At 74.2% G+C, this 24,582-nt stretch carries 18 protein-coding genes; 10 read left to right on the forward strand and 8 right to left on the reverse strand.

Translation table 11 applies throughout. The features are described 5' to 3' along the window. Positions 1–16: 16 nt before the first annotated feature. Positions 17–1,315: a cation:proton antiporter gene (locus tag OG406_RS09775; RefSeq protein ID WP_329185310.1), complete on the forward strand. Its 1,299-nt coding sequence runs from the start codon at positions 17–19 to the stop codon at positions 1,313–1,315. A 145-nt stretch (positions 1,316–1,460) separates the two neighbouring features. Next, a complete protein-coding gene (locus OG406_RS09780; protein ID WP_266617381.1) occupies positions 1,461–2,207 on the forward strand; it encodes an aspartyl/asparaginyl beta-hydroxylase domain-containing protein in 747 nt (248 codons plus the stop codon). 108 nt (positions 2,208–2,315) lie between these two features. Here OG406_RS09780 and OG406_RS09785 read toward each other — a convergent pair whose 3' ends face one another. Then, positions 2,316–2,504: a hypothetical protein gene (locus tag OG406_RS09785; protein WP_329185311.1), complete on the reverse strand. Its 189-nt coding sequence runs from the start codon at positions 2,502–2,504 to the stop codon at positions 2,316–2,318. A 99-nt stretch (positions 2,505–2,603) separates the two neighbouring features. Here OG406_RS09785 and OG406_RS09790 point away from each other — a divergent pair, with 99 nt between their 5' ends. Beyond that, positions 2,604–3,665, forward strand: a complete 1,062-nt coding sequence (locus OG406_RS09790; RefSeq protein ID WP_164370347.1) for a LuxR C-terminal-related transcriptional regulator — start codon at positions 2,604–2,606, stop codon at positions 3,663–3,665. A 427-nt stretch (positions 3,666–4,092) separates the two neighbouring features. On the opposite strand, the gene OG406_RS09795 is transcribed toward OG406_RS09790, so the two are convergent. After that, positions 4,093–5,985 (reverse strand): AfsR/SARP family transcriptional regulator, encoded by a 1,893-nt coding sequence (locus OG406_RS09795; protein ID WP_329185314.1) that lies wholly within the window; start codon positions 5,983–5,985, stop codon positions 4,093–4,095. Positions 5,986–6,390: 405 nt separating this feature from the next. Here OG406_RS09795 and OG406_RS09800 point away from each other — a divergent pair, with 405 nt between their 5' ends. Genes OG406_RS09800 through OG406_RS09825 form a run of 6 tightly spaced genes read left to right on the forward strand, consistent with a single transcriptional unit; the run spans position 6,391 to position 12,993 of the window. Then, positions 6,391–7,479, forward strand: coding sequence for a radical SAM protein (locus OG406_RS09800; RefSeq protein WP_329190720.1), 1,089 nt, complete (start codon positions 6,391–6,393; stop codon positions 7,477–7,479). Continuing rightward, positions 7,476–8,168: an iron-containing redox enzyme family protein gene (locus OG406_RS09805; RefSeq protein WP_329185316.1), complete on the forward strand. Its 693-nt coding sequence runs from the start codon at positions 7,476–7,478 to the stop codon at positions 8,166–8,168. The genes OG406_RS09800 and OG406_RS09805 overlap by 4 nt, the downstream gene beginning before the upstream one ends. Then, the gene (locus OG406_RS09810) at positions 8,161–8,364 is read left to right on the forward strand and encodes an aroma-sacti cluster domain-containing protein (protein WP_081220130.1); all 204 of its coding nucleotides are present in this window, start codon (positions 8,161–8,163) and stop codon (positions 8,362–8,364) included. The genes OG406_RS09805 and OG406_RS09810 overlap by 8 nt, the downstream gene beginning before the upstream one ends. Beyond that, the gene (locus OG406_RS09815) at positions 8,364–11,528 is read left to right on the forward strand and encodes an AAA family ATPase (protein WP_329185319.1); all 3,165 of its coding nucleotides are present in this window, start codon (positions 8,364–8,366) and stop codon (positions 11,526–11,528) included. Before OG406_RS09810 ends, OG406_RS09815 begins: the two co-directional genes overlap by 1 nt. Then, positions 11,525–12,385: a S8 family peptidase gene (locus OG406_RS09820; protein ID WP_267048876.1), complete on the forward strand. Its 861-nt coding sequence runs from the start codon at positions 11,525–11,527 to the stop codon at positions 12,383–12,385. Before OG406_RS09815 ends, OG406_RS09820 begins: the two co-directional genes overlap by 4 nt. Next, positions 12,382–12,993 (forward strand): GAF domain-containing protein, encoded by a 612-nt coding sequence (locus OG406_RS09825; RefSeq protein ID WP_164370341.1) that lies wholly within the window; start codon positions 12,382–12,384, stop codon positions 12,991–12,993. The genes OG406_RS09820 and OG406_RS09825 overlap by 4 nt, the downstream gene beginning before the upstream one ends. A 373-nt stretch (positions 12,994–13,366) precedes the next feature. Here the strand turns inward: OG406_RS09825 and OG406_RS09830 are convergent, their stop codons facing one another. The 5 genes from OG406_RS09830 to OG406_RS09850 form a co-directional block, all read right to left on the reverse strand. After that, on the reverse strand, positions 13,367–14,485 hold the full coding sequence (locus tag OG406_RS09830; protein WP_329185322.1) for a glycosyltransferase: 1,119 nt from the start codon (positions 14,483–14,485) through the stop codon (positions 13,367–13,369). 1 nt (position 14,486) lies between these two features. Continuing rightward, the gene (locus tag OG406_RS09835; RefSeq protein ID WP_329185324.1) at positions 14,487–16,616 is read right to left on the reverse strand and encodes a prolyl oligopeptidase family serine peptidase; all 2,130 of its coding nucleotides are present in this window, start codon (positions 16,614–16,616) and stop codon (positions 14,487–14,489) included. A 183-nt stretch (positions 16,617–16,799) separates the two neighbouring features. Beyond that, positions 16,800–18,380 (reverse strand): MFS transporter, encoded by a 1,581-nt coding sequence (locus tag OG406_RS09840; protein WP_329185326.1) that lies wholly within the window; start codon positions 18,378–18,380, stop codon positions 16,800–16,802. Continuing rightward, positions 18,377–19,573, reverse strand: coding sequence for a radical SAM protein (locus tag OG406_RS09845; protein ID WP_164370337.1), 1,197 nt, complete (start codon positions 19,571–19,573; stop codon positions 18,377–18,379). Before OG406_RS09845 ends, OG406_RS09840 begins: the two co-directional genes overlap by 4 nt. Before the next feature lie 104 nt (positions 19,574–19,677). Continuing rightward, positions 19,678–19,947 carry a hypothetical protein gene (locus OG406_RS09850; RefSeq protein ID WP_081220123.1) on the reverse strand — a complete coding sequence of 90 codons (270 nt, stop codon included), beginning with the start codon at positions 19,945–19,947 and terminating at the stop codon, positions 19,678–19,680. 619 nt (positions 19,948–20,566) lie between these two features. On the opposite strand from OG406_RS09850, the gene OG406_RS09855 reads away from it, so the two are divergent. Then, positions 20,567–21,814, forward strand: a complete 1,248-nt coding sequence (locus tag OG406_RS09855) for a cytochrome P450 (RefSeq protein ID WP_329185330.1) — start codon at positions 20,567–20,569, stop codon at positions 21,812–21,814. 47 nt (positions 21,815–21,861) lie between these two features. On the opposite strand, the gene OG406_RS09860 is transcribed toward OG406_RS09855, so the two are convergent. Beyond that, positions 21,862–23,685, reverse strand: a complete 1,824-nt coding sequence (locus OG406_RS09860; protein ID WP_443067063.1) for an SWIM zinc finger family protein — start codon at positions 23,683–23,685, stop codon at positions 21,862–21,864. Positions 23,686–24,582: the final 897 nt, after the last annotated feature.

Genomic DNA, 24,582 nt, shown 5'->3' on the forward strand with positions numbered 1-24,582 from the left:
AAAGGGTTCTTCGCCGATGACGACTGCGCTCGCTCCCGGTCTGCCGGCCGTATCCGGACTGTCCCATCTGTTCTTGGTGCTCGCCCTGATCATGGCCTGCTGCCATGTCGCGGGCCGGGTCTGCCGACGGCTGGGGCAGCCTCCGGTCATCGGTGAGATCGTGACCGGTGCGGCACTGGGCCCCTCACTTCTCGGAGCCGTCTGGCCCTCCGGACAACGGTGGCTCTTTCCCGCGGACCTGCTGCCCGTGATCAACGCACTGGCCCAGGTCGGCCTGGTCCTCTTCATGTTCCTGGTCGGCTACGAGTTGAACGTGGAGCACGTCCGTGGTCGCGGAAGGGTCGCCGCGTTGGTCAGTCATGTGAGCGTGGCCGTGCCCATGATCGGCGGGGTTCTCCTCGCGTTCGCGATGTACGGGCGGTTCGCCGACCCCGGTATCGGGTTCCCGGCGTTCGCGCTCTTCATCGCCGTGTCCATGAGCATCACCGCGTTCCCGGTGCTCGCACGGATTCTCACCGACCGGAGGATCGACCGCACACCGGTCGGCGCCCTCGCCCTCACGTGCGCGGCCGTCGACGACATCACCGCCTGGTGCCTGCTCGCTCTGGCGACGGCGCTGGGGCGGGGCACCTCCTGGACCTCGGTGCTCACCACCGTCGCCCTGACCGCTGTGTTCGTCTCCGTGATGATGTACGGGCTGCGTCCCTTGCTGGCCCGGCTGGCCGAGCGTCACGCGGACCGGCCGGCGGGGGGAACGTCACTCCTGTTCGTGCTCCTCGCGGGGATCCTGCTGGCGTCCTTCGCGACCGACTGGATCGGCATCCACCCGATCTTCGGGGCCTTCCTGTTCGGCGTCGTCGTTCCGCGCGGCGCGGTGCAGACGGCGGCCGTGGAACAGGTGCGAGGCGTCACCGTGGTGCTGCTGCTGCCGCTGTTCTTCGCCTATTCCGGACTGCAGACCGACTTCCGGCTGATCGGCGCGGATCCCGCCCTGTGGGGCTGGTGCGCCCTCGTCGTCGCCGTCGCGATCGTCACCAAGTGGGCGGGGAGCACGGGTGCGGCCCGGCTCACCGGCCTCGGCTGGCAGGAGTCGCTCTCCCTCGGTGCCCTGATGAACTGCCGGGGACTGACCGAGCTCGTGGTGCTCGGCGTCGGACTGGAACTCGGCATCATCACCCCCACCGTGTTCGCCATGCTGGTGGTGATGACGCTGGTCACCACGGTGCTGACGGCCCCCGCGCTCGCCCTGATCGACCGCCTGGCCGTCCAGCAGCGGGCAACTCCCGTACAGCGACGAGAAGTCGTGGCCAGGTGACCGTCATGGTGCCGGACGCATCGGCGCTTCCGCCGCCCTCCGGAGCACTCGGCCCGCGGCCCGCGACCAGGACCTCGTCGCCCCCACACCTTGTCACCCCGCCCGAGCACGCCGAGCAGGCATGCGTGGCCAGAGAGAGCGAGACATGACACCCGAGATAGATCAGATCTTCCAGGACGTGAAGGACCGGCACGGAGCCGGCTCCATCACCCGCGTCGAGGAGATGGTGTACGCCAAGCGGCAGGAGCGCCATCCGCTGCAGAAGGACGCCAAGTGGATCATGCCGGGGATCTCCCGGACCCCCTGGCACGATCCCTACGAGCACCCCGAGATCGAACCCGTGGTGCGCGCCTTCGAAGCCGGGCACGCCGCCATCAAGCAGGAGCTCGCGGACGCGTGGTCCGATCGCAAGAGCGCCTTCTCCGACTACGAGCACTATCTGAGCCGTCAGGAGAACTGGCAGGCGCTGTATCTCTTCCGTGACGGCGGGCCGGTCGAGTCCTCCGCCGCCCTGGTGCCCACCGCGTACAGCGTCCTGACCCAGGAGGTCGTCGAGCAGGGGAAGCTGTGCCCCCTCCTGGAGAGTCACTTCTCGACGCTGCTGCCGGGTGCCTCGATCGCCCCGCACTGCGACCTGTGGAACTTCAGCATCAATCTGCACCTGGCGGTCGACATCCCCGAGGGGTGCGGCATCACGGTCGCCGACGAGACCCGGCACTGGCAGGAGGGCGAGTGCCTGCTCTTCGACTACTCCTTCGTGCACGAGGCGTGGAACAACGGCTCCCGGCCGCGCACCTGTCTTCTCGTGGACCTGTGGCATCCGGAGACGACGGTGCCCGAGCGTGAGGCCCTCGTCGGTCTCATCACCGAGATCCGCCAGCTGATGGGCTAGCGTGCCGCCGCGGTCTCGTCGAGGGTCGTCCGGTCGTGGGCCGGGCGGCCCTCTTCACCGGCAGAGCGGGGTGGGGCGGGGTCCGTCGAGGCTCCGCCGCCGGGCGGGTCACCAGTGCGGTGTGGGGACGCTCGGCGCGTCGCCGTCACTGTCGCGCACGGGCCGTGGTGGCTGGTCGAGGACCTCGCGGGCCGTGACGCCGTGGCCCCGGGCCCGGCGCCGGCGGACGCGTGTCAGGCCGCCGAGGAGGGCCAGACGTTCGAGGAACAGAACGAATGCGGCTTTGTTCCGCTTCACGGCGATTCCTTCCGAGAGGGTCTGGGAAAATCCATCGCAGATCTGAACAATGAGCATGACAGGGGCTGTTGGGGTCGTCTGGCTGATGAGGGGGGTTGGGTGGGCGGCATCGGTGAGGACGGCGAGATACCGGGCCCGCGTACGGCGGCCGGGTGGGCGTCGCGCGAGGCGCAGTTGTCCGAGGACGCCGTCCGGGTGTTCCGGTGGGTGAGCGACCAGGGATCGTGCGACGCGAGGACGCTGGGCGCGACTCTGGGATTGCCGGAGACCCGCGCGGCGTCCGCGGTGACGACGCTGACCGAATTGTTGCTGCTGCGTCATCCTCCGGGGAACCCAGAGGAGCTGGTCGCGGTGGCGCCGGACGAGGCGCTCGCGGCGCTGGTCGCGCCGAGGGAGGCCGGGCTGCGCCGGCAGCTCGCCGAGATCGACCGGCTGCGGGCCGAACTGTCCGTCCTGGCGCCCTTCTACGCGCAGGGCAGGCGGCAGTGGCGGGGCCGGGCGCCGCTGACGGAGGTCACCGATCTGAAGACCGTCGTGGGGATGATCACCGAGGCGACCATGCGGTGCCGTCAGGAGGTCCGCACCTGCCATCCGGGGGGCGGCCGCTCCCCGGCGCTGCTGGAGCAGGCGTTCGTGCAGGACCGCGACATGCTGCGGCGCGGGGTGCGGATGCGCACGCTGTACCAGCACACGGCCCGCTATCACCTGCCCACCCAGGAGTACGCGCGGCGGATGACCGACGAGGGCGCCGAGATCAGGACGTTGAGCGAACTGTTCGGCCGCATGGTCGCCTTCGACGCGGAGTCGGTGTTCATCCCGCACCAGGACGATCTGGACGCGGCCATCGTCATCCAGGAACCGTCCACGGTCTCCTATCTCTGCGCGACCTTCGATCACGCCTGGTCGCTGGCCGAGCCCTACCACCCGGCCTGGACGGAGAGTTCGGCGCGTGACGAGGTGAAGCAGGCCATCGTGCGGCTGCTGGCCGAGGGCATGAAGGACGAGATGGTGGCCCGGCGGCTGGGGATGTCGCTGCGCACCTGCCGCAAGCACATCGCCGAGATCATGGAGCAACTCGGCGCGGCCAGCCGCTTCCAGGCCGGGTACCTGGCCCGCGTGCAGTCCTCCGGTCCGGCCTCGGCGGCAGCGGGCGGGACCTGAGAGCCTCGCCGGAGCGGACCGTCGGCCGCCGGGCGCCGACCGCGTCGCACCGGACGCGGCCCGCCGGGATCCCGCTCCGCCGGAGCGGCCCCGAGCCGGCGGCGAGGCGTCCGTGGCCGGGGCCTTGCCGGCCCGGGGAGGCGGCCGCAGCCGCGGTTCCGACCGGGCACGACCTGTCCGCCGTGCCGCCGTGGCCCGGCTCCGGGGCGAGCCGGCCGCCCGAAGGGCGTCAGGCCGTGTCATGCCTGGTACGGGGCGGAGGGCATCGCCGCCCCGACGGCGCTCTCCGCCGCCGTGCCGTGGGGAACCCGCATCCGCCCCGGGCGGAACACCGCCGCTGTCGGCCCCGGCCCGCGAAACGTCCGCACGCGGCACCGGCCACCGTGGCCGGTCCCCTGTTCCCCTGCCACGGCCGCCCGGGGACCACCTAGCACCGGTCTCCCGCCGCGGCGGCCTGCTCGCGGGCGAACAGGAGGGTCAGCCACGGCAGTTCGTAGCGCACCTCGTCCGGGAGCACGGCGAGGTGCGCGGTGACCTCGGGCAGCGACGGCGGTGGCAGGACGCCGACGTCGATCAGTTCCTCCAGGGCGCGCTGGGCGTCCCGTCCGTCCCGGCCCAGGGCGCGGGCGGCGGCGGGGAGGGTGAAGGAGGAACCCGGCAGTGCGGCCAGCGCGTCGAGGGAGGCGCGGGCGGGGACGGGAAGCCGGGCCCACGCCGCGGCGAGGCGGGCGCGGACCCCGAGGCCGCCCGACGCGAGTTCGTCCAGCGCCTCCAGGGGGTGTTCGAGACGGTCCGCGTACTGGGCGAGCGGCATGTGGCGCAGCACGGACAGGCGGTTCCCGGCGGCTCGCAGGGCGAACGGAAGGTGATCTGTGGCGGCGGCGATCCGGGCGGCCGCGGCGGGTTCGGCGGTCAGCCGGGGGAGCCCGATGACGCCGCCGAGCAGGTCCAGGGCCTCCTCGGTGGACAGGGGCGGGAGTTCGACCCGGTGGGCGGACTCCAGACAGGGGAGCCGGCTGCGGGAGGTGACCAGCGCGGCCGTGGTGCCGGACGGGGGCAGCAGCGGGCCGAGGGCGGCGGCGTCGGGTGCGTCGTCCAGGAGCAGCAGGATCCGGCGTCCGGACAGCCAGGACCGCCAGACGGTGGCGGCCTCCTCACGGCCCGCGGGCAGTCGTTCCGTGCAGCCGAGCGAGCGGGCCAGCTCCGCCAGGACCGACGTCCAGGGGCGGGGGGAGCCGTCCTCGGCGCACAGCCGGGTGGCGACCACGCCGTCGGTGTAGCGCGCGGCGAGGCGGTGGGCGACGTGCACGGCGAAGGCGGTCTTGCCGGCGCCCGCGGCACCGGTCACCAGGACCGGGGGGCCGCCCTCGGTGTCCAACTGCGCGCTGACCGCGTCCAGTTCCCTGGTGCGGCCCGTGAAGTCGGAGAGGTCCGGGGGGAGCAGGCGTGACCCGGCGGGTGCGCCGCGCGGCCGGGGCGGCGCCAGGTCGACCAGCAGGGAGCGGTAGGCGCTCTGCAGGGCCGCACCGGGCTCCAGGCCCAGTTCCCTGGACAGGAGTTGCCGGCAGTCGTCGTAGGCGGCCAGTGCCTCCGTCCTGCGGCCGACCTGGTGCAGCGCGGTGAGCTGGACGGCACGCAGCCGCTCCCGCAGGGGGTGGCGGCTCACCATCTCGTCCACGGTGTCCGCGACCGGGCCCGGGTCCCCGATCTCCAGCTGGGCCTCCGCCCACGCCTCGTAGACGGCCAGCCGTCGGGCGTGCTGCCGGTCGACGGCGGCGCGCAGTACGTCGGCGCGGGCCGCGAGGTCGCTGAAGGGGGCGTGCCGCCACAGGTCCAGCGCCTGGCGGTACGTGCGGGCCGCGCGGCTCGACGCTCCGGCGCGCATCTCGGCGTCGCCGTGCCGGGCCAGTTCGTCGAAGCGCAGGGTGTCGCACTCCTGCGGGGTGAGGTGCAGGACGTAGCCGCCGGGTCCGTGGCGCAGCCGGCCCAGGTCGTCGGGGTCGAGCACCCGGCGCAGGGTCGACACGTACACCTGGAGGTTCTTGCGGGCCGTGCGGGGCGGGTCGTCCGGCCAGACGGCGTCGGTCAGTTCCTCCAGCGACACCGGCGTGTTGGGGCGGGTGAGCAGGACCGCGAGGACCAGGCGCTGTTTCAACGGTCCTAGTTCCAGGGGCAGTCCGTCACGGGAGGCCCGCAGCGGGCCGAGGAGGGTCAGTCGCAGGGGGGCGGCGGTTGCGCCGCCGCCGATCCCACCGGCGGGCTCGCGTGGAATTCCGGGAGCCGAATCCGCGCCGCGGCTTTCCGTGAGCGAATCGACCATCTCCCCCTCAGCCCCTTCCCCAACCGGTGTCGTCGGGGTTCTGGGCGAGGGAAATCATTCCGTACACGAAAGCCTCCGAGGAGCGGCAGGGGGTGAGGGAATCCGCGAGGAGCCGTGAACGCGTCGGGAATTCGGTGCCATTCCTTCGGCCTTCACAGCATGCGCACACGCCGGTTCGGGGGCCATGGACTCGAGGATGGCTCAAGGTGCATGCAGCAACAGACCCGCCGGGACAAAGGGGTGACAGAGTTTCAAAGCGGGGCGATTCGACGGGGCGTGGTGCTCTGTGGATCGCTGCTGTGCGCCCCGCGTCGCGTACCGCCGCCGAACCGGCCGCGAACCGTGACCGAACCGGTGTCCCGCACGGTGGGGCCGCACGTCCCGGGGACCGACGGAGGTGACGAGATGCGGCTGGCGGAGATCATCGAGCTACGTCCGGTACCCGCGGCGGGGCTGCTCGCCACCCTCACCAGGCGCTGCCCGCTGAGCTGCGCCCACTGCTCCACGTCGTCGGGGCCGCGCGGCGAGGACACGCCGGGCGGGGCGCTGCGCCGCTTCGTCGCCGGCTTCACCCCGGCGGACCGTCCGGAGGTCCTGATGCTCACGGGCGGTGAGCCGTTGCTGCGGCCCGCGCTCGTGGCGGACCTCGCGGCGCTCGCGTCGGCGGCAGGAACGCGGACGTCGGTCCTCAGCGGCATGTTCTTCGCGGGCGAGGGCCGGGTGCCCGACCGCATCCTGCGCGCGCTGCGCAACGTCGCCCATTTCTCGGCGAGCATCGACGTGTTCCACGAACGTGAAGTACCGCGCGCGGCGGTCTTTCGCGCGATGCACCGCATCATGGAAAGCGGAATCGACGTGAGTTTCCATGTGGCGGGGACCGCTGAGGACGACGCGTATCTCGCGGACGTCACCCGGTCCATTCGCAGCGAATTCCGGGACCAGGCGGCGGTTCTGGTCAATCACGTCAGGCCGGTGGGGCGTGCGGCGAGCTGGGCGACCGCGCGCACGGTCCCGCTCCGGGACACCGCGGAGACGGGTCCGCTGTCCGACGTACCGCCGGCGCCGTGCGCGATGGCGGCCTGGCCGGTGGTCGCCTTCGACGGCACCGTCGCCGCCTGCTGCAACCAGGTGGTGGTGGACGCCCGCCCGGTTCCGGACCATCTGCGGCTCGGACACATCGCGGAGGACGACTGGGCCGCCGTACGGCGCCGCTGCCAGGAGTCGCCCGTGCTGCGCACCGTCCGTACGGCCGGGGTCGGGTCGTGCGCGGACTGCCGTGCGCTGGCCCGGCGGCCCGGCGCGCTGGAGGCGGCCGAGCGGTCCGGTTCGCGTCCGGCGGCGGGCGCGATGGACGTGCTCGGCGCCCGGCTCCAGCGCGACGCGGGAGCCGCCGCACTGCTGCGGCGCTACGGAAGCGACCGGTACGCGCCCCTCGTACTGCTCGGCGGTACCCGTGGCGGAGAGGGTGCCGGCGACGAGGAGGTTCCCGCGTGAGTCCGTCGGCCGTCGCGAACCTGCGACTCGAACTGTCCCTCGTGGAGCCCGTCCTGTGGACGTCGGCCGCCCGCATGTGGCGCTCCGGTCCCGGACTCGCCGACCGCTACCGGCGCTATCTGAGCGCCATGCACCAGGTGATCCGCGCCTCCGTCCCGCTGATGGAGCGGGCGGCCGTCCGCTGCGAGGCGCTGCCCCGGGATCCGGTGAGCCGGCCGCTCGCCCGGTACCTGCGGGCGCACGCCGAGGAGGAGCGGGGTCACGACGAGTGGCTGCTCGCCGACGCGGCGGTGACCGGAGCGGCGCCCGGTGAGCTGACCGACGCGGTGACGCCCGCCCACGTGGCCGCCCTGGTGGGGGCGCAGTACTACTGGCTCGAACACAGTCATCCGGTGGCCCTCCTCGGCTACATCGCGGTCCTGGAGGGCAACGCTCCCGCGCCGGGACTGGCCGCCCGGCTGGCCCGGGAGACCGGGCTCCCGCAGGCCGCCTTCGCGACCGTACGTCTCCACGCGGACCTCGACGACGGACACAGCGCGGACCTGGACCGGCTGATCGACGAACTGCCCCTGGACGCCGCGCAGCGTTCCCTGGTCGCCGTGAGCGCCCTGCACACGGTCGCCTCCCTCGCCGAGCTGTTCGACCGCATCGCCGCGGCACCAACCGGATGGGAGAGCGCCCATGACTGACCCCGCACCCGATCGCCTCCGCGCACTGGAGGACGCCGGGTTCCCGCTGCACAGCCTCTCCCCCGAGCAGCGGGAGGTGCTCCAGGACCTCAGCACGGAGGAACTCACCCTGCTGCTGGGCCTGAAGGAGCGGCTGGACGCGGCCGAGCCGGAGGTACAGGCGCACAGCGAGATCGCCGGCGGAGCGCTGTTCTGATGACCGACGGCGCGCGCGTGAAATGCCCACAGTGCCCCGAACCCCCGCCGGAGGGCGCCGCGTTCTGCCCCCGGTGCGGCACCGCGTGCGTGGTCGCGGGCGACACCGCCACGGCCGAGGAGCGCCGGGTGGTGACCGTGCTCTTCTGCGACCTCGTCGGGTCGACGGCCCTGTCCGGGCGGCTCGACCCCGAGACCCTGCGCACGGTGACACTCCGGTACTTCGCGCTGATGCGGGCGCGTATCGAGGAACACGGCGGAACGGTCGAGAAGTTCATCGGCGACGCCGTGATGGCGGTGTTCGGGGTTCCCGTGCGCCACGAGGACGACGCCCACCGGGCGCTGGCCGCCGCGCGCGGCATGGTCACCGGCCTCGACGGGCTCAACGCCGAGCTGGCGCGGGAGCACGGTGTGCGGCTCGCCGTCCGCATCGGTGTGAACACCGGCGAGGTGGTGGTCAGCGTCGACCCCGCCGCCCGGCAGGCACTGGTGTCCGGCGAGGTCGTCAACATCGGTGCCCGGCTCGAACAGCACGCCGGGGCGGGGGACATCCTCATCGGCCCGGCCACGCTGCACGCCGCCGGTCCCTCCGCGGTCACCGAGTCCGCGGGAGCGCTGTCCCTGAAGGGAGTCGGTGTCCCCGTCCCGGCCCACCGCCTGGTCGCCCTGCACGAGGACGACCCCGAGCGGGTCCGCCGCTTCGACACCCCCTTCATCGGCCGCGCCCAGGAGATGGCCGAACTCCGGCTGCTGCTGCGCAAGTTGGAGACGGACCCGCGCTCGCACCTGGTGACCGTCTACGGCGAGGCGGGCCTCGGCAAGACGCGCCTGCTGCGCGAGTGGCTGCGGGACTGCCCGGCCTACGGCGAGGGCCGGTGCCGTCCCTACGGCGAGACCGGCTCGCTGTCGCCGCTCGCCGAAGCGGTGCGCCAGGTCCTCGCCGCCGTCGGCGAGGACGCGGCCCTCACCGCGCTAACGGCCCCCGAGCGGACGGAGGCGGAGCAGGCCCTGCGGCTGCTGCGGGCCGGACTGCTCGCGGACGGCACGCCCAGCCCCTCGGCGGACGACACCCTCATGGCGCTGGCCTGTCTCCTGGACGCTCTCTCGCGTGAGCGGCCGGTGGTCGTGGTGCTCGACGACTGTCACTGGGCGTCCGGACCGCTGCTCGACATGGCGGACCGGCTGCTGGACGAGCTCGACCGCTCCCCCGTCGCCCTGGTGTGCGTCGCGCGCCCGGAGCTGCTGGAGACCCGTCCCGGCTGGGGCAGCGGCCGGATGCGGTCCGCGTCGCTGCTGCTCACGCCGCTCACCCGGGAGGAGGCAGCCGCTCTCGCCGACGAACTGGTCGAGGTGGCCGCCCACCGGCAGGGCGTACTGGAGGGCGCGCTCGACCGCGCCGAGGGCAATCCCCTGTACCTGGAGCATCTGACGGCGATGGCGGCCGAGTGCGACGACCTGCCCCTGACCGTGCACGCCCTGCTCGGCGCCCGTATCGACGCGCTGCCGCCCGAGGAGCGGACCCTGCTGCAGGTCGCCGCCGTCCTGGGGCGGGAGTTCCAGCGCGCCGACCTGACCGAACTGGCCGGCGCCGAGGAGCCGGCGGGGCCGGCGGACTCGCCCGGCGGTCTGCTGCGCGGTCTCGTACGACGGCGGCTCATCGAGGCCGCCGGACGCACCCTGTCCACGAGTTCGGTGCTCCGGTTCGGCAGCGCCCTGGTGCAGGAGACCGCCTACCGGGGGATGGCGAAGAAGGTGCGCGCACGGCGTCACGAGCACGCCGCCCGGGTCCTCGTCGACCACGACGCGGGCGATGCCGCCGTCGGCTCCCATCTGGCGCGTGCTCACCGTCTGCTCTCCGAACTGGGCGTCCACGACGACGACTCCGACGCGCTGCGGGCGCGTGCCGCCGGTCTGCTGACCCGGGCCGGGGCGGCCGCCCTGGCACGTTCCGACCTGCCGTGGGCCGACGACCTCCTCACCCAGGCCCTGGAACTGGCCGCGCCCGGCGAGCCCTTCGCCGGCGAGGCCGCCCGGCGGCTCGGGGAGACGAAGGTCGCCCGCGGCGAACCGGAGCGGGGTCGCGAACTGCTGGCCGACGCGCTCGGTGCCGCCGACCGGACGGGTGACCGGCTGGGCGCCGCCCACGCCCGGCTCGCGCTGACCGCGCTCGACCCCCGGCACGGGTCCGCCGCCGAGGTGGCCGAGGCCGCGCTCCCGCTGTTCACCGCGGCGGGCGACGACCAGGGCATCGCCCGCGCCTGTGTCCGGATCGCCCAGGACCGTCAGCGGCGCGGGCTGCACGCCGAGGCCGAGGAGTCGCTGCGGCGGGCTCTGGACCACGCCGACCGTGCGGACGCCGAACCCGAACGGGCGCTGGCGCTCGGCGCGGTCGGCATCTCGCTGTGGCGCGGCCCCACCCCGGTGGCGCGGGCCGTGGCGCGCTGCGAGGAGTTGCTGACGGTCCATGGCGCGGGCCGTCCCACCGTACGGGCCACGCTGGGCTGCCCGTTGGCCGTGCTCCTGGCGCTGCAGGGCAGGCACGAGGAGGCGCACGAGCGGCTGGCCGAGGCGGCACGCCTCGCCCGTGGTCTCGGCTATGCGGAGAGCACGCTGTTCGTCCCGCTGTTCGCCGCGGAGGTCGAGGCCGTGACCGGTACGCCCGTGCGACGGCTCGCCCTGCTGGAGGAGGCGGCGCGCGCCGGCCGTGGACTCGGCGCCACGGGTGCCCTGCCCGGCATCGCCCGGGAGCGGGCACGCATCCTGCTGGACGGCGGGGAGCCCGCCGAGGCGCTGGCTCTGCCGGACCCGGAACGGGCGGGCCTGCCGCCGGCCGAGTCCGCCGACGCGTACGGGCTGCGGGGCCGCGCCCTGGCACTCGCCGGGGAGCGGGACCTGGCGCGCGTCTGCGCGGACCGGGCCGTCGCCGCGGCGGGTGCCACCGACTCCCCGGTCCTGCGGGGCACCGCGGCGCTCGACCTCGCCCACACGCTGCGCGCCCTCGGGCTGTCCGCGGACGCGGCGCGGGAGGCACGCACGGCTCTGGGGCACTTCGCCGCCAAGGGGCACCGGCCGGGCACGGACCGCGCGTCCGCGTTCGCCGACGAGAAGACGGCCACGGCCCGGGGCGCGGACCGCCCGGCCGGACGGGAAGGCAGGACCGGATGACCACAGGAACGGCAGGAGGGCTCACCTGGAGCCTGCGTGACCGCTCTCCCGAGGACCTCACGATGCTCGCCGACACGGTGCCGGATCTGCCCGCCGACCCCTCGGCGTGGTCGGACGGCCGCGGGGTGCGCGTGTGCGTGGTCGACACCGGGGTGGAGTGCGGCCATCCCTCGGTCGGCGCCGTCCAGGGGTCCTACGAGGTGGCGCCCGCCCCCGACGGCACCCTGCGCGTCGTCGACAGCGGCCCGCTGCCCGACGGCGCCGGAGACGGCTGCGGGCACGGAACGGCGTGCGCGGGCATCGTCCGGCGGGTGGCACCCGAGTGCGAGCTGTACAGCGTGCGGGTGCTCGGCGAGGGGTTCACCGGCAGCGGCGAGGCCCTGCTGGCCGGGCTGCGGTGGGCCGTCGACCAAGGCTTCGACGTGGTCAACCTCAGTCTGTCCACGACCCGTCCGAAGTTCCTGGAGACCCTGCGGTCGCTGGCGGACCAGGCGTTCTTCACCGGCACCACGCTGGTGGCGTCCGCCCACAACACCCCGGTGGAGAGCTTCCCCTGGCGGTTCTCGTCGGTCATCTCGGTCGGCACGCACCGCGAGGACGACTCCGGGCTCTTCCTCTACAACCCCGCACCGCCCGTGGAGTTCTTCGCACCCGGCCAGAACGTGCAGGTTGCCTGGACGGGCGGCAGGACCATCCGCACCACGGGCAACAGTTTCGCCACCCCGTTCATCAGCGGGATGTGCGCACGCCTGCTCGGCACCCGACCGAAGCTGACACCGTTTCAGATCAAGCACGCGCTCTACCTCTCCGCCGCGAACGTGCGCATCGGCGAACCAGGAACCCGAGGTGAATCATGAGCCAGCCCCCCGGCCTCGTCCCCGCCGCAGGCGTGGACCCCGCCACGCGCCCCGGCAGCGCGGAGCACGATCTGCTGCAGTCCGTCGTCGACACCGCGCGGGCGATCTTCGGTGCCGCGGCCAGTTCCGTCCTGCTGCACGACCGGGACGCCGACGAACTCGTCTTCCAGGCCGTGGCCGGCGAGGGCGAGAAGTCCCTCGTGGGCTCGCGGTTCCCCGCCGACCGGGGTCTCGCCGGCTGGGTCCTCGTGTCGGGCGAGCCCATGATCGCGGACGACCTGCGGGAACAGGGCATGTTCGCCCGGGACGTCGCCAAGTCGACGGGGTACGTGCCGGACGCGCTGATGGCCGCCCCGCTCGCCCACCACGACCGGGTCCTCGGCGTCCTCGAAGTCCTGGACCCCGCCGAGCAGTCCCGCTCCAGCCTCTCCGAACTCGATCTGCTCGCCCTCTTCGCCCGCCAGGCCGCGGCGGCCCTCGCGGTCATCGCCGACCGCCGCCACGAGGAGACACCGTCGGCGGTCCGCGCCCGGGGCCTGGAACTCCTCGCCGCGCTCCGGGACGTACTCCTCGACGGGGTACCGCCGCAGGCGGCCCACGAGGGCTGAGACGCGGGGCTGCCGGGCCATCGGCAGCCCCGGGTGCCTGCCTGCTGAAGGGGGCCTCGGGGCCCGGGCGTTGAGGCTCGGGAACGTGACGCAGCACCCTGGGAAGGCCACGGCCGCCCGCCCAGGGTGCTGCGTCACGCTCCCCGAGTGGGCCGATCCCCGGGGGCCCCGCAGACCAGGAGTGACCAAGCGACTTCGACCGACGCCTGTGTGGACCACGCCCGGACGGTGGCGGCTCCGAGACGCCGACCTGCGCGCCCGGCAGACCCAAGTCCGCTCCGAAAGACGCCCGTTCGCCTGGCCGGAGGTCGACCGGCGTCGATCCGCGTCCGGTCGGGACCCGGCCCGGGCGGTACGCGCGGCGTCCTCGGCGTCAGCGGGACGCGGCTTCCACGGCGTCCGCCGCATGGGTCTCGCTCTTCCCTGCGGCGAGCAGCCCCGCCATCTCCCGTGCTCGGATGCGGAGTTCGGGATCGTGGGCCGTCTCCTCGACCGCGGCGCGCAGGGTGGCGGCGGACGCGCCGGGCTCCGGCAGCCGGCGGGCGACGCCCGCGCGCAGGCAGCCGGCGGCGAGAACCTGCTGCTCCGACCCGTTGGGCGCGACGAGCAGCGGTGTGCCGCGCAGGAGCGCGGCGAGTACGGGCGCCGACGTCGCGTTGGTCAGCACGAGGTCGGCCCGGTCGACGAGCGGTCCCATCCAGGGGCGGCGGCCGACGATCAGGTCGGCGTCCTGGGCGGCCTCGGGGGCGCCGGACCGTCCCAGTTCCACGACGGCCCGGTGGGTGCCGGAGGTGAAGGCGGCGTTGAGGCGCGGCCAGAGCGAGGCGCCGCCGAAGGTCCGGCCGAGGTGGACGTACGCCAGCGGCTTGGATTCGGGCAGCGGATCGGACGCCGTGGGTTCCGGCTCCCACCAGCAGGGCCCGACATGCCTTACGGCCGGCGGGAGTTCGGCGCCGGGCGGCTCCAGGGCGGGATGCCCGCGAAGCAGGAAGGCCGCGCCGAGCAGCGGGGCGTCGGGGAACCGGTCGTGCCGTGGGGCGAGGCCGGCCGCCTCCCGTACCGCCCCGTAGTGCTTCAAGGTCGCCATGAGCCGCCAGGTGCGGTCGTGCGCGTCCGGCGCGTCGGTGCCGGAGCGGTAGGGCCACAGGTGGGCCGCCAGTCCGAGGACGACCACAGGCAGGTCGGCCGCCTCGGCGGCCACCAGTGCGCCGTGGCAGAGGACGGAGGTGACCAGGACGTCGGGCCGCGTCTGCCGGACCGCCCGTGCCACCTCGGTGTACTGCTCGGGCCCGCGGACCGTCCAGTGGGACACCGAGAGTGCCGTGGCGTCCTCGACAGCGAGCGTCTCCAGACCCGCCTCGGTGTTCGTCGGTGCGGCCCGCGGACCGGCGAGGACGTGCACGCTGTGGGCGCGGCGGCGCAGTTCGGCGCCGACGGCGAGGGCGGGATAGAGGTAGCCCGGGTCGTTCAGCGGGCACAGCAGCACCTTCATGTCAGCCGTCCTTGGGCAGAAGGAGGCCCAGGTGGTGGGCGAGGAAGGCCATGACGTCCGCGTAGAGGCGTGCGCTGCGCGAGGCGCCGCGCGCGCCGTGTCCGACGCCGCGCTCGGTGCGCAGCACGACCGGCCCGGCACCGGTGCCGGCCCACTGGAGTGCGGCGCACATCTTCCGGGAATGCGCGGGGTCGACGCGGGTGTCTCCGTCGAAGACGGCCAGCAGCACGGCCGGGTACCGGGCACCCTCGCGCACCTGGTGGTAGGGCGAGTACGAGAGCAGTCGCGCGAACTGCGCGGGGTCCGCCGCGCTGCCGTACTCGTCGCGCCAGCTCGGACCCATGCCGGACAGCTCGTAGCGGACCATGTCGAGCAGCGGCGCCGCGCACACGACGGCGGCGTAGGTCTCCGGCCGCCGGGTCAGCGCGGCGGCGGCCAGCAGGCCGCCGTTGGAGCTGCCGAGGACACCGAGCCGGCCGGGTGCGGCCCATCCGGCACGGAGCAGGTGGTCCACCGCGGCGTCGAAGTCGTCGAAGGTGTTGTGCTTGTGTTCGCGGCGTCCCGCCCGGTGCCACTCCTCGCCCTCCTCTCCCCCGCCGCGCACGCAGGCCACCGCGTACACGCCGCCCGCGCGGACCCAGGGCACGGCCTGCGGGGTGAAGCCGGGGGTCATCGAGGCGCCGAAGCCGCCGTAGCCGGTGACGACGGTGGGCCGGGGCGTGTCGGGACGTCCCGTGGGAGACATCACGAAGAGGCGTACCTCGGTGCCGTCGCGGGAGCGCAGGACCTCCTGGGTGACCTTCACACCCTCCGCGGGCGGTGTCGCAGGGGAGCCTCCCGGCCAGGGGCGCAGGCGTCCGGTGACGGCGTCGTAGTGCAGGACGACAGCGGGTGTGACGTGGTCGGTGTACGCGAACCACAGCTCGTGCCCGGCGTCTTGACGAGACGTCAGGTCGGTGACGGTTCCCTGTCCGGGCAGGGGGACGGTCCCCGTCAGTGCGCCGTTCCGTGCGTCGTGCAGGGTCAACTCGCCGACGGCGTGCCGGGTCCGTACGACCGCCAGCAGGGGCCGGTCCAGCGCCGGGCCGTCGAGGACCGCGAAGTCCTGCAGTACGGTGCCGGGTTGCTCGGCGACCAGGGTGCGCCACCGGCCGGGATCCACGGCGTCGCGGGCGGCCTCGGCGATCCGGCCGCGCGGGGCGCCGGCCGTCGTCCGCAGCAGCTGCGGTCCCCGGCCGGGTCTGAGGCGGACGGTGGTGCGGCCGTCGTCGCCGTGCTGGAGGCGGCGCAGTTCCGGCCGGTCGGGGGCGGTCGCGGTCAGGTCGGCGGTCCACAGGTCGGTGCGCGGCGAGGTGCCCTCGCCGGCGCCGACGACCAGGAGCCGGCCGTCGGGGGCGGTGGCCACGGTGTAGTACTGGGTGTCCGACCGTCCGGCCCCGAAGATCTCCGTGTCCTGGTCCGCCGGTGTACCGACCCGGTGCAGGTACACGCGGCGCCGAAGTCCCGTGCCGCCCCCGGTGTGTTCGGAGGACAGCCGACGGACGTAGTAGAAGGCGTGGCCGCCCGGCAGCCAGGCCACCGGGGAACGGCGGACCCGGTCCACGGGCCCGTCGACCGTCTCGCCGGTCGCCGTATCGAGCACGCGCAGCACCGAGTGCTCCGTACCGCCCGAGGACAGCTGGACGGCCACGAGGTCGCCCTCCCACGACGGTTCCCAGGCGTCGAGCACCGTCGTGCCGGACGGGTCGGCGTCCAGCGGGTCGAGCAGGATCCGCGTCCGCCCGGCCTCGCGGACGGCCAGCGCGGCCAGTTCACGTCCCGGTTCCCTGCGCAGATGGAACTCCCGTCCGCCGCGCGCCACCGGAGGCCGGGCCCCGCCGCCCGCGAGCAGGGCGGTCATCCGCACGAGCAGGGCGTCCCGGGCCGGCCAGCGGGCCTCCTCGTCGGCGTAGAGCACGTCCTGTGCGGCGCACCAGGCGGCGGTGGCGGGATCCCGCGGATCCTCCAGCCAGCGGTAGGGGTCGGCCACGCACACTCCGTGGACGACCTCCCGCGGTCCGCTGCGCGGGGCGGACGGGTAGGTGGACCGGCCGGGCACCGGCCCCGCGTCACGGGGCGGGGACTGGGTCATCGCGGCGCTCCAGGGAGAACGGGCAGGGCGACGGACAGGGAGAACGGACCGGGAGAGCGGATCACGTCGGTCACGATCACGGGCACAGTCACGGTCACGGTCACGGGAGGAGGCACGTCCGGCGTCCGCGGGGTGCGGACGGGGGCGGATGCCCTTGCCGGGTACGGCGGACGAACGCCGTTCTCAGGATGCGGCGTTGCCGGGAGGCGGGGCGGCGGGGTCCGCAGGTGCGGGCTCGGCCGTCGGTGCCGGACCGTCCGAAGTGTCCGGCTCCCCGTGCGCCATGACCTCTGCCCGGTCGGAGGGCCTCGCGTCGAGGGGGCCCACGGCGTCCGGGACGCCGGCGGCGGACGCGGAACGCGCCGGTACAGCAGGGCCCGCCGGCGACCCAGAGGCGAGAGGTGCAGCAGGGGCGACAGGTGCAGCAGGGGCGGCAGCGGCGTCGGGAGCAGCGGTCGCCGTGGGGTCGGCGGGAGCCGGAGGCTCCCGGAGGCTGGTCGACCGGCCTGCGGGCTTCCCCTTCTTCGTGGTGTCCGCCACGGCCTTCTTCGTATCGTCCGCCACGGCGTCCAGGCTGGTCTCGCGCAGAAGGGGCACCGAGGACAGCACGGTCACCACCGCCGCCGTTCCGGCCAGGGCCAGCCAGGTGTGGCTCGACCCGAGGGAATCCACGAAGGAACCCGCGAGGAGCGGCCCGAGGGAGGCGAGGCCGGCCATGAGGAGTCCGGTCGCGGTGCTGACCCTGCCGAGCAGGTCCCTGGGTGCGAGGACCAGCATCGCGCGGCCGACGACGATGCCCGCCGGCGGACTGAAGAAGACGACCACGACGAGCACCGGGCCGATCGTCCAGGGCTGCGTGGTACCGGAGAAGACGGCGAGACCGACCGCCCAGACCGCACCGATGAGCACGAACAGCCGGGCGGCGGGGATCCTCTTGATCAGCCACGGTGCCGAGGCGGCGCCCAGCATCGCACCGACGCCCGCGCAGCCCATCACCGCTCCGATCGCCGTGCCGCCGGCGCCGCTCTGCCGCAGGGAGACGACCATGGCCGTCTGGGCCGCCGCCGAGACGACGTTGATACCCGCGGCGAAGAGCAGGGCGGCCAGCAGGGCCCGTTGGTGCGTGAGCCAGCGCAGCCCGGCCGTGAGCCGGTTGTCGCGCTCGGCCCCCGCCACCTGGCGGGCGGGCCGGGAGGCGATCCGCAGCAGCAGCACGGCGGACACACCGTAGGACAGCGCGTCGGCGGCGAACGGCAGGATCGGGTCCAGGGTGAACAGCCAGCCGCCGAGGAACGGGCCGATGAGCGAACTCGACGCCATGGCGGCCTGGCTGCGGCTCAGTGCGTCGGTGAGGTCCTTCTCCGGCACCACGTCGCGCACGGCGATCGTGGCCGCGGGGGCGAAGAGGGCGGTCGCCGCGCCCTCGACCACCGCGACCCCGAGGAGATGCGCCTGCCCGAGGTCCCCCAGTGCCGACACCAGCGGAATGCTCGCCAGTGCCACCAGCCGCACCAGGTCGGTCCCGACCATGATCATCCGCCGGTCGAACCGGTCGGCGAGATGGCCCGCCGGAAGGCGCAGCAGCGTCCGGGTCACCAGCGAGCAGGTCGCGACCGTACCGGCCTGTGCCGCGCTGCCCCCGATCGACAGCACGAGCAGCGGGAAGGCGAGCAACGACAGCTGCGATCCGAGGGTGGACAGCGTCGAACTGAGCCAGAAGCGGCGGAAGTCGGGGTTGGTGCGCAGGATGCCGGCGCTTTTCATCCCAGCCGTCCGACGGCGTCGAGGCAGTCCAGGACGCCGGCGTCGACCCGGTCCTGGAAGACGGCGCGGACGGCCGCCTCCTCGTCGTACTGGTAGTGGTCGTGGCAGCTGACCCAGCGGCCTTCGGTCTGCTCGGCGTCGAGATAGCCGTCGGCGATGGTGCCGACCTCCATGCCGGGCTTTCCGGCGGTCTCCCAGCAACTGGCCAGCACACCGTCGGCGTTGACGACCGCGCCGTAGCGGCCGTCGGTGAAGGAGCAGGCCTGGCAGGGGACATGGGCACGCGGGCGGGACACGGTGAAGCCGAGTTCCAGCGCGCGGGCGTGCCAGCGGACGAAGTCGTCGACGAGGCCGTTCTCGTGCAGCAGGTTGTTGGCGTAGCCGACGCCGACGTCGCCGACCCGGGCGAAGTGGATGCCGCAGCGTGCCGGATCGAGCTGCGTGCCGAGCCGCTCCACCAGTTCGTCCACGCCGTTGCGGTTCAGGTGCGAGACGTTGACCCGCAGCATCCAGCGCAGGGAGGTCTTCTCGATGGCGCGCGCGATGTTGGAGACGATGACGTCGAAGGTGCCCCCACCGGAGCGCCTGACCCGGATGGCGTCGTGGTCGGCACGGTCGCCGTCGAAGGTCACCTGCACGGAGCCGAGTCCGGCCGCGTTGAGTTCCTTGGCGATCAGCGGTGTGAGCAGCGTGCCGTTGGACGTCATCGACGCGGTGAGGGTGCCGAGTCGGCCGGCCCGGGTGAGCAGGTCGCGGCAGCCTCGCGGGTTGAGCAGCGGTTCGCCGCCGAACAGCAGCAGCGACAGCCGGTCCATCTCCGCGGCGGCCATGCGCTCGCGGGTGAAGTCCAGTACCTGGCTCACGCCTTCGGGAGTGAGGCGTGCGTGGTTGATCCGCGGCGGCCTGCTGCCGCCCTTCGGGTCCTGCGCGGTGTTCTGGAAGCAGTAGCCGCAGCCGAGGTTGCAGTCCGTGCTGGTCAGCACGGTCAGCGAGTACGAGTTGTAGGGCTTCACCTCGTACAGGCCGGCCTCGCGGAGATAGCGCTCGGCCGAGGGCCGCAGGGTGCCGTCGGGCTCCACCTGGCCGGGCCGCATCAGGGCGTAGCCGCCGGCGCCCAGGAACCACCACCCCCTGCGGGCACGGATCAGACGGGCCCCGGCGGTGGGGACGGCGACGGACTGCGTACCGGGCACGGCAACCTCCGGAGCGAGGGCGGGAGTGGGGAGGCGGGCGCGGCCCGGTCGCGACGGCGTCAGGCGCCGCCGCGACCGGAAGGACCGCGCCGGTGGTGAGCCGATCAGGCGTTGTGCTCCTGGTGGACGCCGCACCACGGGGTGTCCTCGCCCTCCTCGGAGTGCGCGACCACCTCCGGCTCGTCGAGGTGCTCCTGGTGCACACCGCACCAGGCGACGTTGGAGGCGGCGTGTGCGACCACCTCGGGCTCGTCCACCGACTCCTGGTGCACACCGCACCAGGCGACGTTCGAAGCGGCGTGCGCGACGACCTCGGGAGTCTCCTCCGCGGGGGTCTCGGTGGTCTCCTCGTTGGGCTCGACGTTCTCGGCCATGATGGTCCTCCATACGACGGGCGTTCGGGACGACGGACGGCAGCACTGCGCCGACCGGCAGGAAGCTAGGAGCAGCCGGTTCGGCACCGGTTCGCCGCCGGTTGTGCGGCGGTGAATCCCCCTGGTGGGCGCCCCGGGTGAGCACGGTGCGGTGGGGTGTGGCCGACGTGGCGGGGTCGGACGCCCCCGGGGACAGCGCTCCTGGAGTACGCGAGGCCGCGGACGCGGACGTCGGGCGCTGCTCTCCGTGGCACGGCGCGGAGGCTGCCGACGGATGTCGCACGGTGGTTCGGCACGGAGACGGCCGCCGGGTGTCAGGCGGGTGGTTCGACAGGTGGGCAGTCAATGGGTGTCCCGCGGTGGTTCGGCGCGTAGGAGTCGATGGGTGTCACGCGGTGATTCGACGCATAGGCAGTCGACGGGTGTCACACGGTGATTCAACGCATAGGCAGTCGACGCGTGTCGGGCGGGTGGTTCGGCACGGAGACGGCCAAGGGGCGTGCTTCGACTGGCCCGTCGAGGCCGGGCATACCGGAATCGCACCGGACCCGAACCGGCGGGCAACCGGCCTTTCCTACGGTGACCGCCGCACACTCCGCGACCGCGAGAGGACGCCCGTATGGACACCGAGCCCGCCGTCACGGCCGCCCCTCCCGCAGCGGCAGGACGGCAGCGGTTGCCGGAACCGCTCGGGCCGGGATTCCTGGCCCGGCCGGAGGAGACGCTCGCCGCGATCCGGGAGACCTGTCCCGTGGCCCGGATCAGGACGCCCGCGGGACGGCCGGCGTGGCTGGTGACCCGTGCCGAGGACGTGCGCGCCGGATTCCTGGACCCGCGCCTCTCCCTGAGCGGCGGCCGTGTTCCCGACCCGGACGTGCGGCGACGTGCCCTGGACGTGACCCTCGTCAACTACGACCCGCCGGACCACACGCGCATCCGCCGCCTGGCGACACCGGCCCTCACCCCGGCCCGCATGACCGCCCACCGGGAACGCATCGAACAGGCCGCCGGTGAACTCCTCGACGCGGCCGACGCCGCCCGCGGGAGCGGACCCGTGGAGCTGATGGACGCGTACGCGCGGCCGTTCGCCTTCCGGTCGCTGTGCGAGGTCTTCGAGGTGCGCGAGGAGGAGCGGGCCGCGCTGTACGAACCGGTGGCGCTCCTCGCGGACAAGACGGGCCGCACCGCTCGTGCCGTCGAGGAGAGCGTGGCCCGCATCGACGCCTTCGTGCGCGGCGAGATGGCCCGCCGCGAGGCCGCTCCGGGTGAGGACGTCGTGTCCCGCGTTCTCGCCGCCTGGCACGAGCAGGGCGGTGCGAGCGAGGACGAGGTCGCCTCGCTCCTGGCGATGCTGCTGCTGGCCGGCTTCGACAGCACGGTGCAGGCGATCGGCATGAGCGTGGTGGCGCTGCTGGGCCACCCGGACGTGCAGGAGTCCCTGCGGAGCGAGCCGGGGCGGATCCCGCGCGCGGTGGACGAGTTGCTGCGCTGGGACACCCCGGGCCCCTTCAGCACCAAGAGGGTGGCACTGGAGGACGTACGGTTCGGGGACACCGTCATTCCGGCGGGCAGCGGTGTCCTGCTGTCCGTGGCGGCGGCCAATCACGACCCGCGCTGCCACGCCGACCCGGCGACGCTGGACCCCGACCGCGGTACCGCCGGCCGTCACCTGAGCTTCGGTCTGGGTCCGCACTACTGCCCCGGGTCGGCCCTCGCCCGCCTGGAGCTCACGGTGACCCTCACCGCCGTCCTCGGCCGCTGGCACCGGCTGGAGCCGGCGGTGCCGCTGCACGAACTGGCATGGGGCGGCGGCTACCTGCACCGGCGACTGGCCGCACTGCCGGTCCTGCCCCACGGACCGGCGTAGGCGGGTCCGCCGGGGGCGGCCGCCCCCGGCGGGGCGCGGAGGGCGCGTCAGAGGTCGCCCGGCGCGCCGAGTCCCGTCAGGGCGCCGACGGGGTCGAGGTCGGGGGTGCCCCGGGGCCACCAGTCGTCGTGGCCGGGCTCGGACTCGAAGGCGTACCAGAGACCGTTGCGGCCGAGGCGGAGTTGGGCGTGGCCGCCCGGGTGGGTCAGGTGGTTGCGCCACGGACGGAAGGCGGGGAGGTCCGCGGCCAGCAGCAGCGGCCTCGCCCGGTCGAACCGGCCCGCCGGGGGGTCCCAGGGCTCTTCGAGCACGCCGAGCGCGTCGAACCCGCCCTGCCGCCAGGCGGCCACCGCACGCGCCAGATCCGCGGGGGTCCGCCGGGTCGCCGTCGCGAGCGAGGCGTAGAGGGCCCTGGTGCCGGCGGTGAGGCCCGATCCGGGGCGGGCGGCGGCGATACGCACCGCGTCCTGCCAGAGCGTCAGGTCCGCCACGGGGTCGCGTCCCGCGGTGAGTAGGGCGTGCGCACGGGCTGCCGCGTCCGTCGCCAACTGGTCCAGCGCGAAGGGGTCCGGGCCGCCCGGAGCACCCGGATAGGCCGGTGGCTGCTCGGGATGCGCGGGCGGTGGCAGCGGTACGGGCAGGGGCGGAAGCGCACCCCGGGCGAGGACGTCACGGGCACGCACCCCGGGCAGCGGCGCCGGTTCCCGCTCCTGGGACGCGCGGGCGGCGCGGGTGGCGTTGCGCCGCGACAGCGCGTCGAGCAGTTCGCGCTCGCCCCGGCCGCGCAGCAGGAGCAGCACGAACGGGTCCTCGTCCAGCAACCGGGCCGTCTGATAGCAGAGCGCGGCCGCGTGCTTGCAGGGATGTCCGAAGTCGGGGCAGCTGCAGTGCGGTTCGAGCTCGCCGGGACCGGGGAGCAGGTCGACCCCGCACTCCGCCAGCGACTTGGGCATCTCCTTGTCGAGGAGTGCGGCGATGTGTCCGGGCCGTTCGGCGGCCGCGTCGAGGAAGCGGTCCCAGTCGGCGTCGGCGAGGGTCCGCACCCTGATCTGCACGCGGTACGGCCGCGGCCGGCTGCCGTGCACGTACGCGAGGACCAGGCCGGGGGTGACCGTGATGGCGTCGACGTGTCCCTGCCCGGCGTACGCCCGGCCTCGCGCCAACCGTCCGGCGTCCAGGACCCCTTCCTCCAGCGCCGTGACCCACGCGTTGCCCCACCACGTCTCCGCGAACGCGCCGTCCGCGGCGTCCCGCGCCGGGAACCTGGGGAACGTACGGCGCAACTCCCCGTCCCGGCCCGGAGATGCCATGGAACGCGGCAACCTCTCGACGAGAGCGGGGTTCCCCTGGGCGCCACGACCGGACGCGGGGTATCGGCCGGATCCCGATGCGGGGTGCGGGCCGGGCTGCGCTTCGGAGTGCGGCGGGGCCGCGTCCCGTTCCGCCTCGTCCGCCGCGCGGCCCTCTTCCGAGGATGGGGGCCGCGGCCCGGACGGCCCCAGGGACGGGTCGGAACGGAGTGGCTCCAGGGAGGGGGTGGAGGTGGTCGACGGAGTGGACTCTGGAGTCCGGGGCCCGGAGACGTGGTAAGTGGGTTGCTCCGCATCGGAGTTGACGGGTCCACCGGTCGCGGTCCGCGACCCGGGCGCGGTGTGCGGGGCGTGCGCGCCCGGCTCAGGAGTGCGGTGGTCGGAGGTGCCGGCCGCTGCGAGGGGTGCGTCGGCCGTCGTCTCGTCGCCTTCCCCTTCCGGATGGGCGAGGGGACGTCCGGTCGCCCCCTCGTCGCCCCGCTCGTCAGCGGGGTGCGACGGAATCCAGGGGTCGGACACGTCGGAGGGGAGCTGGAAGGCACCGGCGAGCAGTTCCCTCAACTCCTGGGCACGGGACGCTCCCTCGGAGTTCGCCGCGCTCGCGCCGCCCCGACGTCCTCGGGTGCCCCCGGTCGTCCCCTTGTCGGGCCGGGTCCGCGCACCTCGCTTCGAGCCGGCTCCACGACCCCCCGCACCCGTTGGGGCTCCCCCTTCGTCGCCCCCGGCCGCCCGCGCCCGCTTCGCCTCGTCCCGCGCGGCACGCAACGCCTCACGGGCGATGTCGCCCGGGCGCGCGCCCTCGGTCGTCCCCGCGCCCGGAGCCCCGGGCGGGACAGACCCCGCCGCCTCGGCACCTCCCGCCGCTCCCTCGTCACCGTCCCCGCCCGAACCGTCGGCCGCGACGCCCTCAGGGACCTCATGGCCACCACCGCCGACCACCGCCTCCGCCCCGCCCCCATCCCCATCGCCATCGCGGCCGCTATCGCTGTCGCTGTCGCCAGGCGCCGAACCCGACACGGCACCACCGCCACGCCAACTCCGCGCAGCAGAAGGAGAGTCGGTACGGCCGCCCCGGCCGGTCCGGCCCCTCTCCGCCGCCGCACCGGAACCAGCGTCGGACACGACGTCCCCGGCCGGGGACGTCCGCCCATCGGTGTCGGCCTGCTCGTCGTCACCGCGACCGTCACCGTCATGGGCACCGTCTCGGGCACCCACAGACCCGACAGCGCTCGTCCGGGCCCCTCGGGCCCCGGCGGTCCTCGCCGCCTCGGTCGCCCGTCGCAGGGCCTCGCGTGCCACGTCACCAGGGCGCGAGGCCGGGGCGGACCCCGGCCGAGAAGCCCTGCCCGCACCGTCCCCCGCAGGCGAGTGGGACGTGGAGGAGGTGGAGGACGTGGAGGACGAACCGGCCGACGGCCAGGACGCAGAAGGCCCCGCCGGCCCGGCCGCCGAGGACCC

The sequence above is a fragment of the Streptomyces sp. NBC_01428 genome, from assembly GCF_036231965.1.
In the GTDB taxonomy this organism is placed as follows: domain Bacteria; phylum Actinomycetota; class Actinomycetes; order Streptomycetales; family Streptomycetaceae; genus Streptomyces.

Excerpts from the sequence above, each read along its gene's own strand:
- OG406_RS09775 (WP_329185310.1), top strand. The coding sequence starts at position 17 with ATGACGACTGCGCTCGCTCCCGGTCTGCCGGCCGTATCCGGACTGTCC.
- OG406_RS09780 (WP_266617381.1), top strand. The coding sequence starts at position 1,461 with ATGACACCCGAGATAGATCAGATCTTCCAGGACGTGAAGGACCGGCAC.
- OG406_RS09795 (WP_329185314.1), bottom strand. The coding sequence starts at position 5,985 with ATGGTCGATTCGCTCACGGAAAGCCGCGGCGCGGATTCGGCTCCCGGA.
- OG406_RS09800 (WP_329190720.1), top strand. The coding sequence starts at position 6,391 with ATGCGGCTGGCGGAGATCATCGAGCTACGTCCGGTACCCGCGGCGGGG.
- OG406_RS09810 (WP_081220130.1), top strand. The coding sequence starts at position 8,161 with ATGACTGACCCCGCACCCGATCGCCTCCGCGCACTGGAGGACGCCGGG.
- OG406_RS09815 (WP_329185319.1), top strand. The coding sequence starts at position 8,364 with ATGACCGACGGCGCGCGCGTGAAATGCCCACAGTGCCCCGAACCCCCG.
- OG406_RS09820 (WP_267048876.1), top strand. The coding sequence starts at position 11,525 with ATGACCACAGGAACGGCAGGAGGGCTCACCTGGAGCCTGCGTGACCGC.
- OG406_RS09825 (WP_164370341.1), top strand. The coding sequence starts at position 12,382 with ATGAGCCAGCCCCCCGGCCTCGTCCCCGCCGCAGGCGTGGACCCCGCC.
- OG406_RS09830 (WP_329185322.1), bottom strand. The coding sequence starts at position 14,485 with ATGAAGGTGCTGCTGTGCCCGCTGAACGACCCGGGCTACCTCTATCCC.
- OG406_RS09835 (WP_329185324.1), bottom strand. The coding sequence starts at position 16,616 with ATGACCCAGTCCCCGCCCCGTGACGCGGGGCCGGTGCCCGGCCGGTCC.
- OG406_RS09840 (WP_329185326.1), bottom strand. The coding sequence starts at position 18,380 with ATGAAAAGCGCCGGCATCCTGCGCACCAACCCCGACTTCCGCCGCTTC.
- OG406_RS09850 (WP_081220123.1), bottom strand. The coding sequence starts at position 19,947 with ATGGCCGAGAACGTCGAGCCCAACGAGGAGACCACCGAGACCCCCGCG.
- OG406_RS09855 (WP_329185330.1), top strand. The coding sequence starts at position 20,567 with ATGGACACCGAGCCCGCCGTCACGGCCGCCCCTCCCGCAGCGGCAGGA.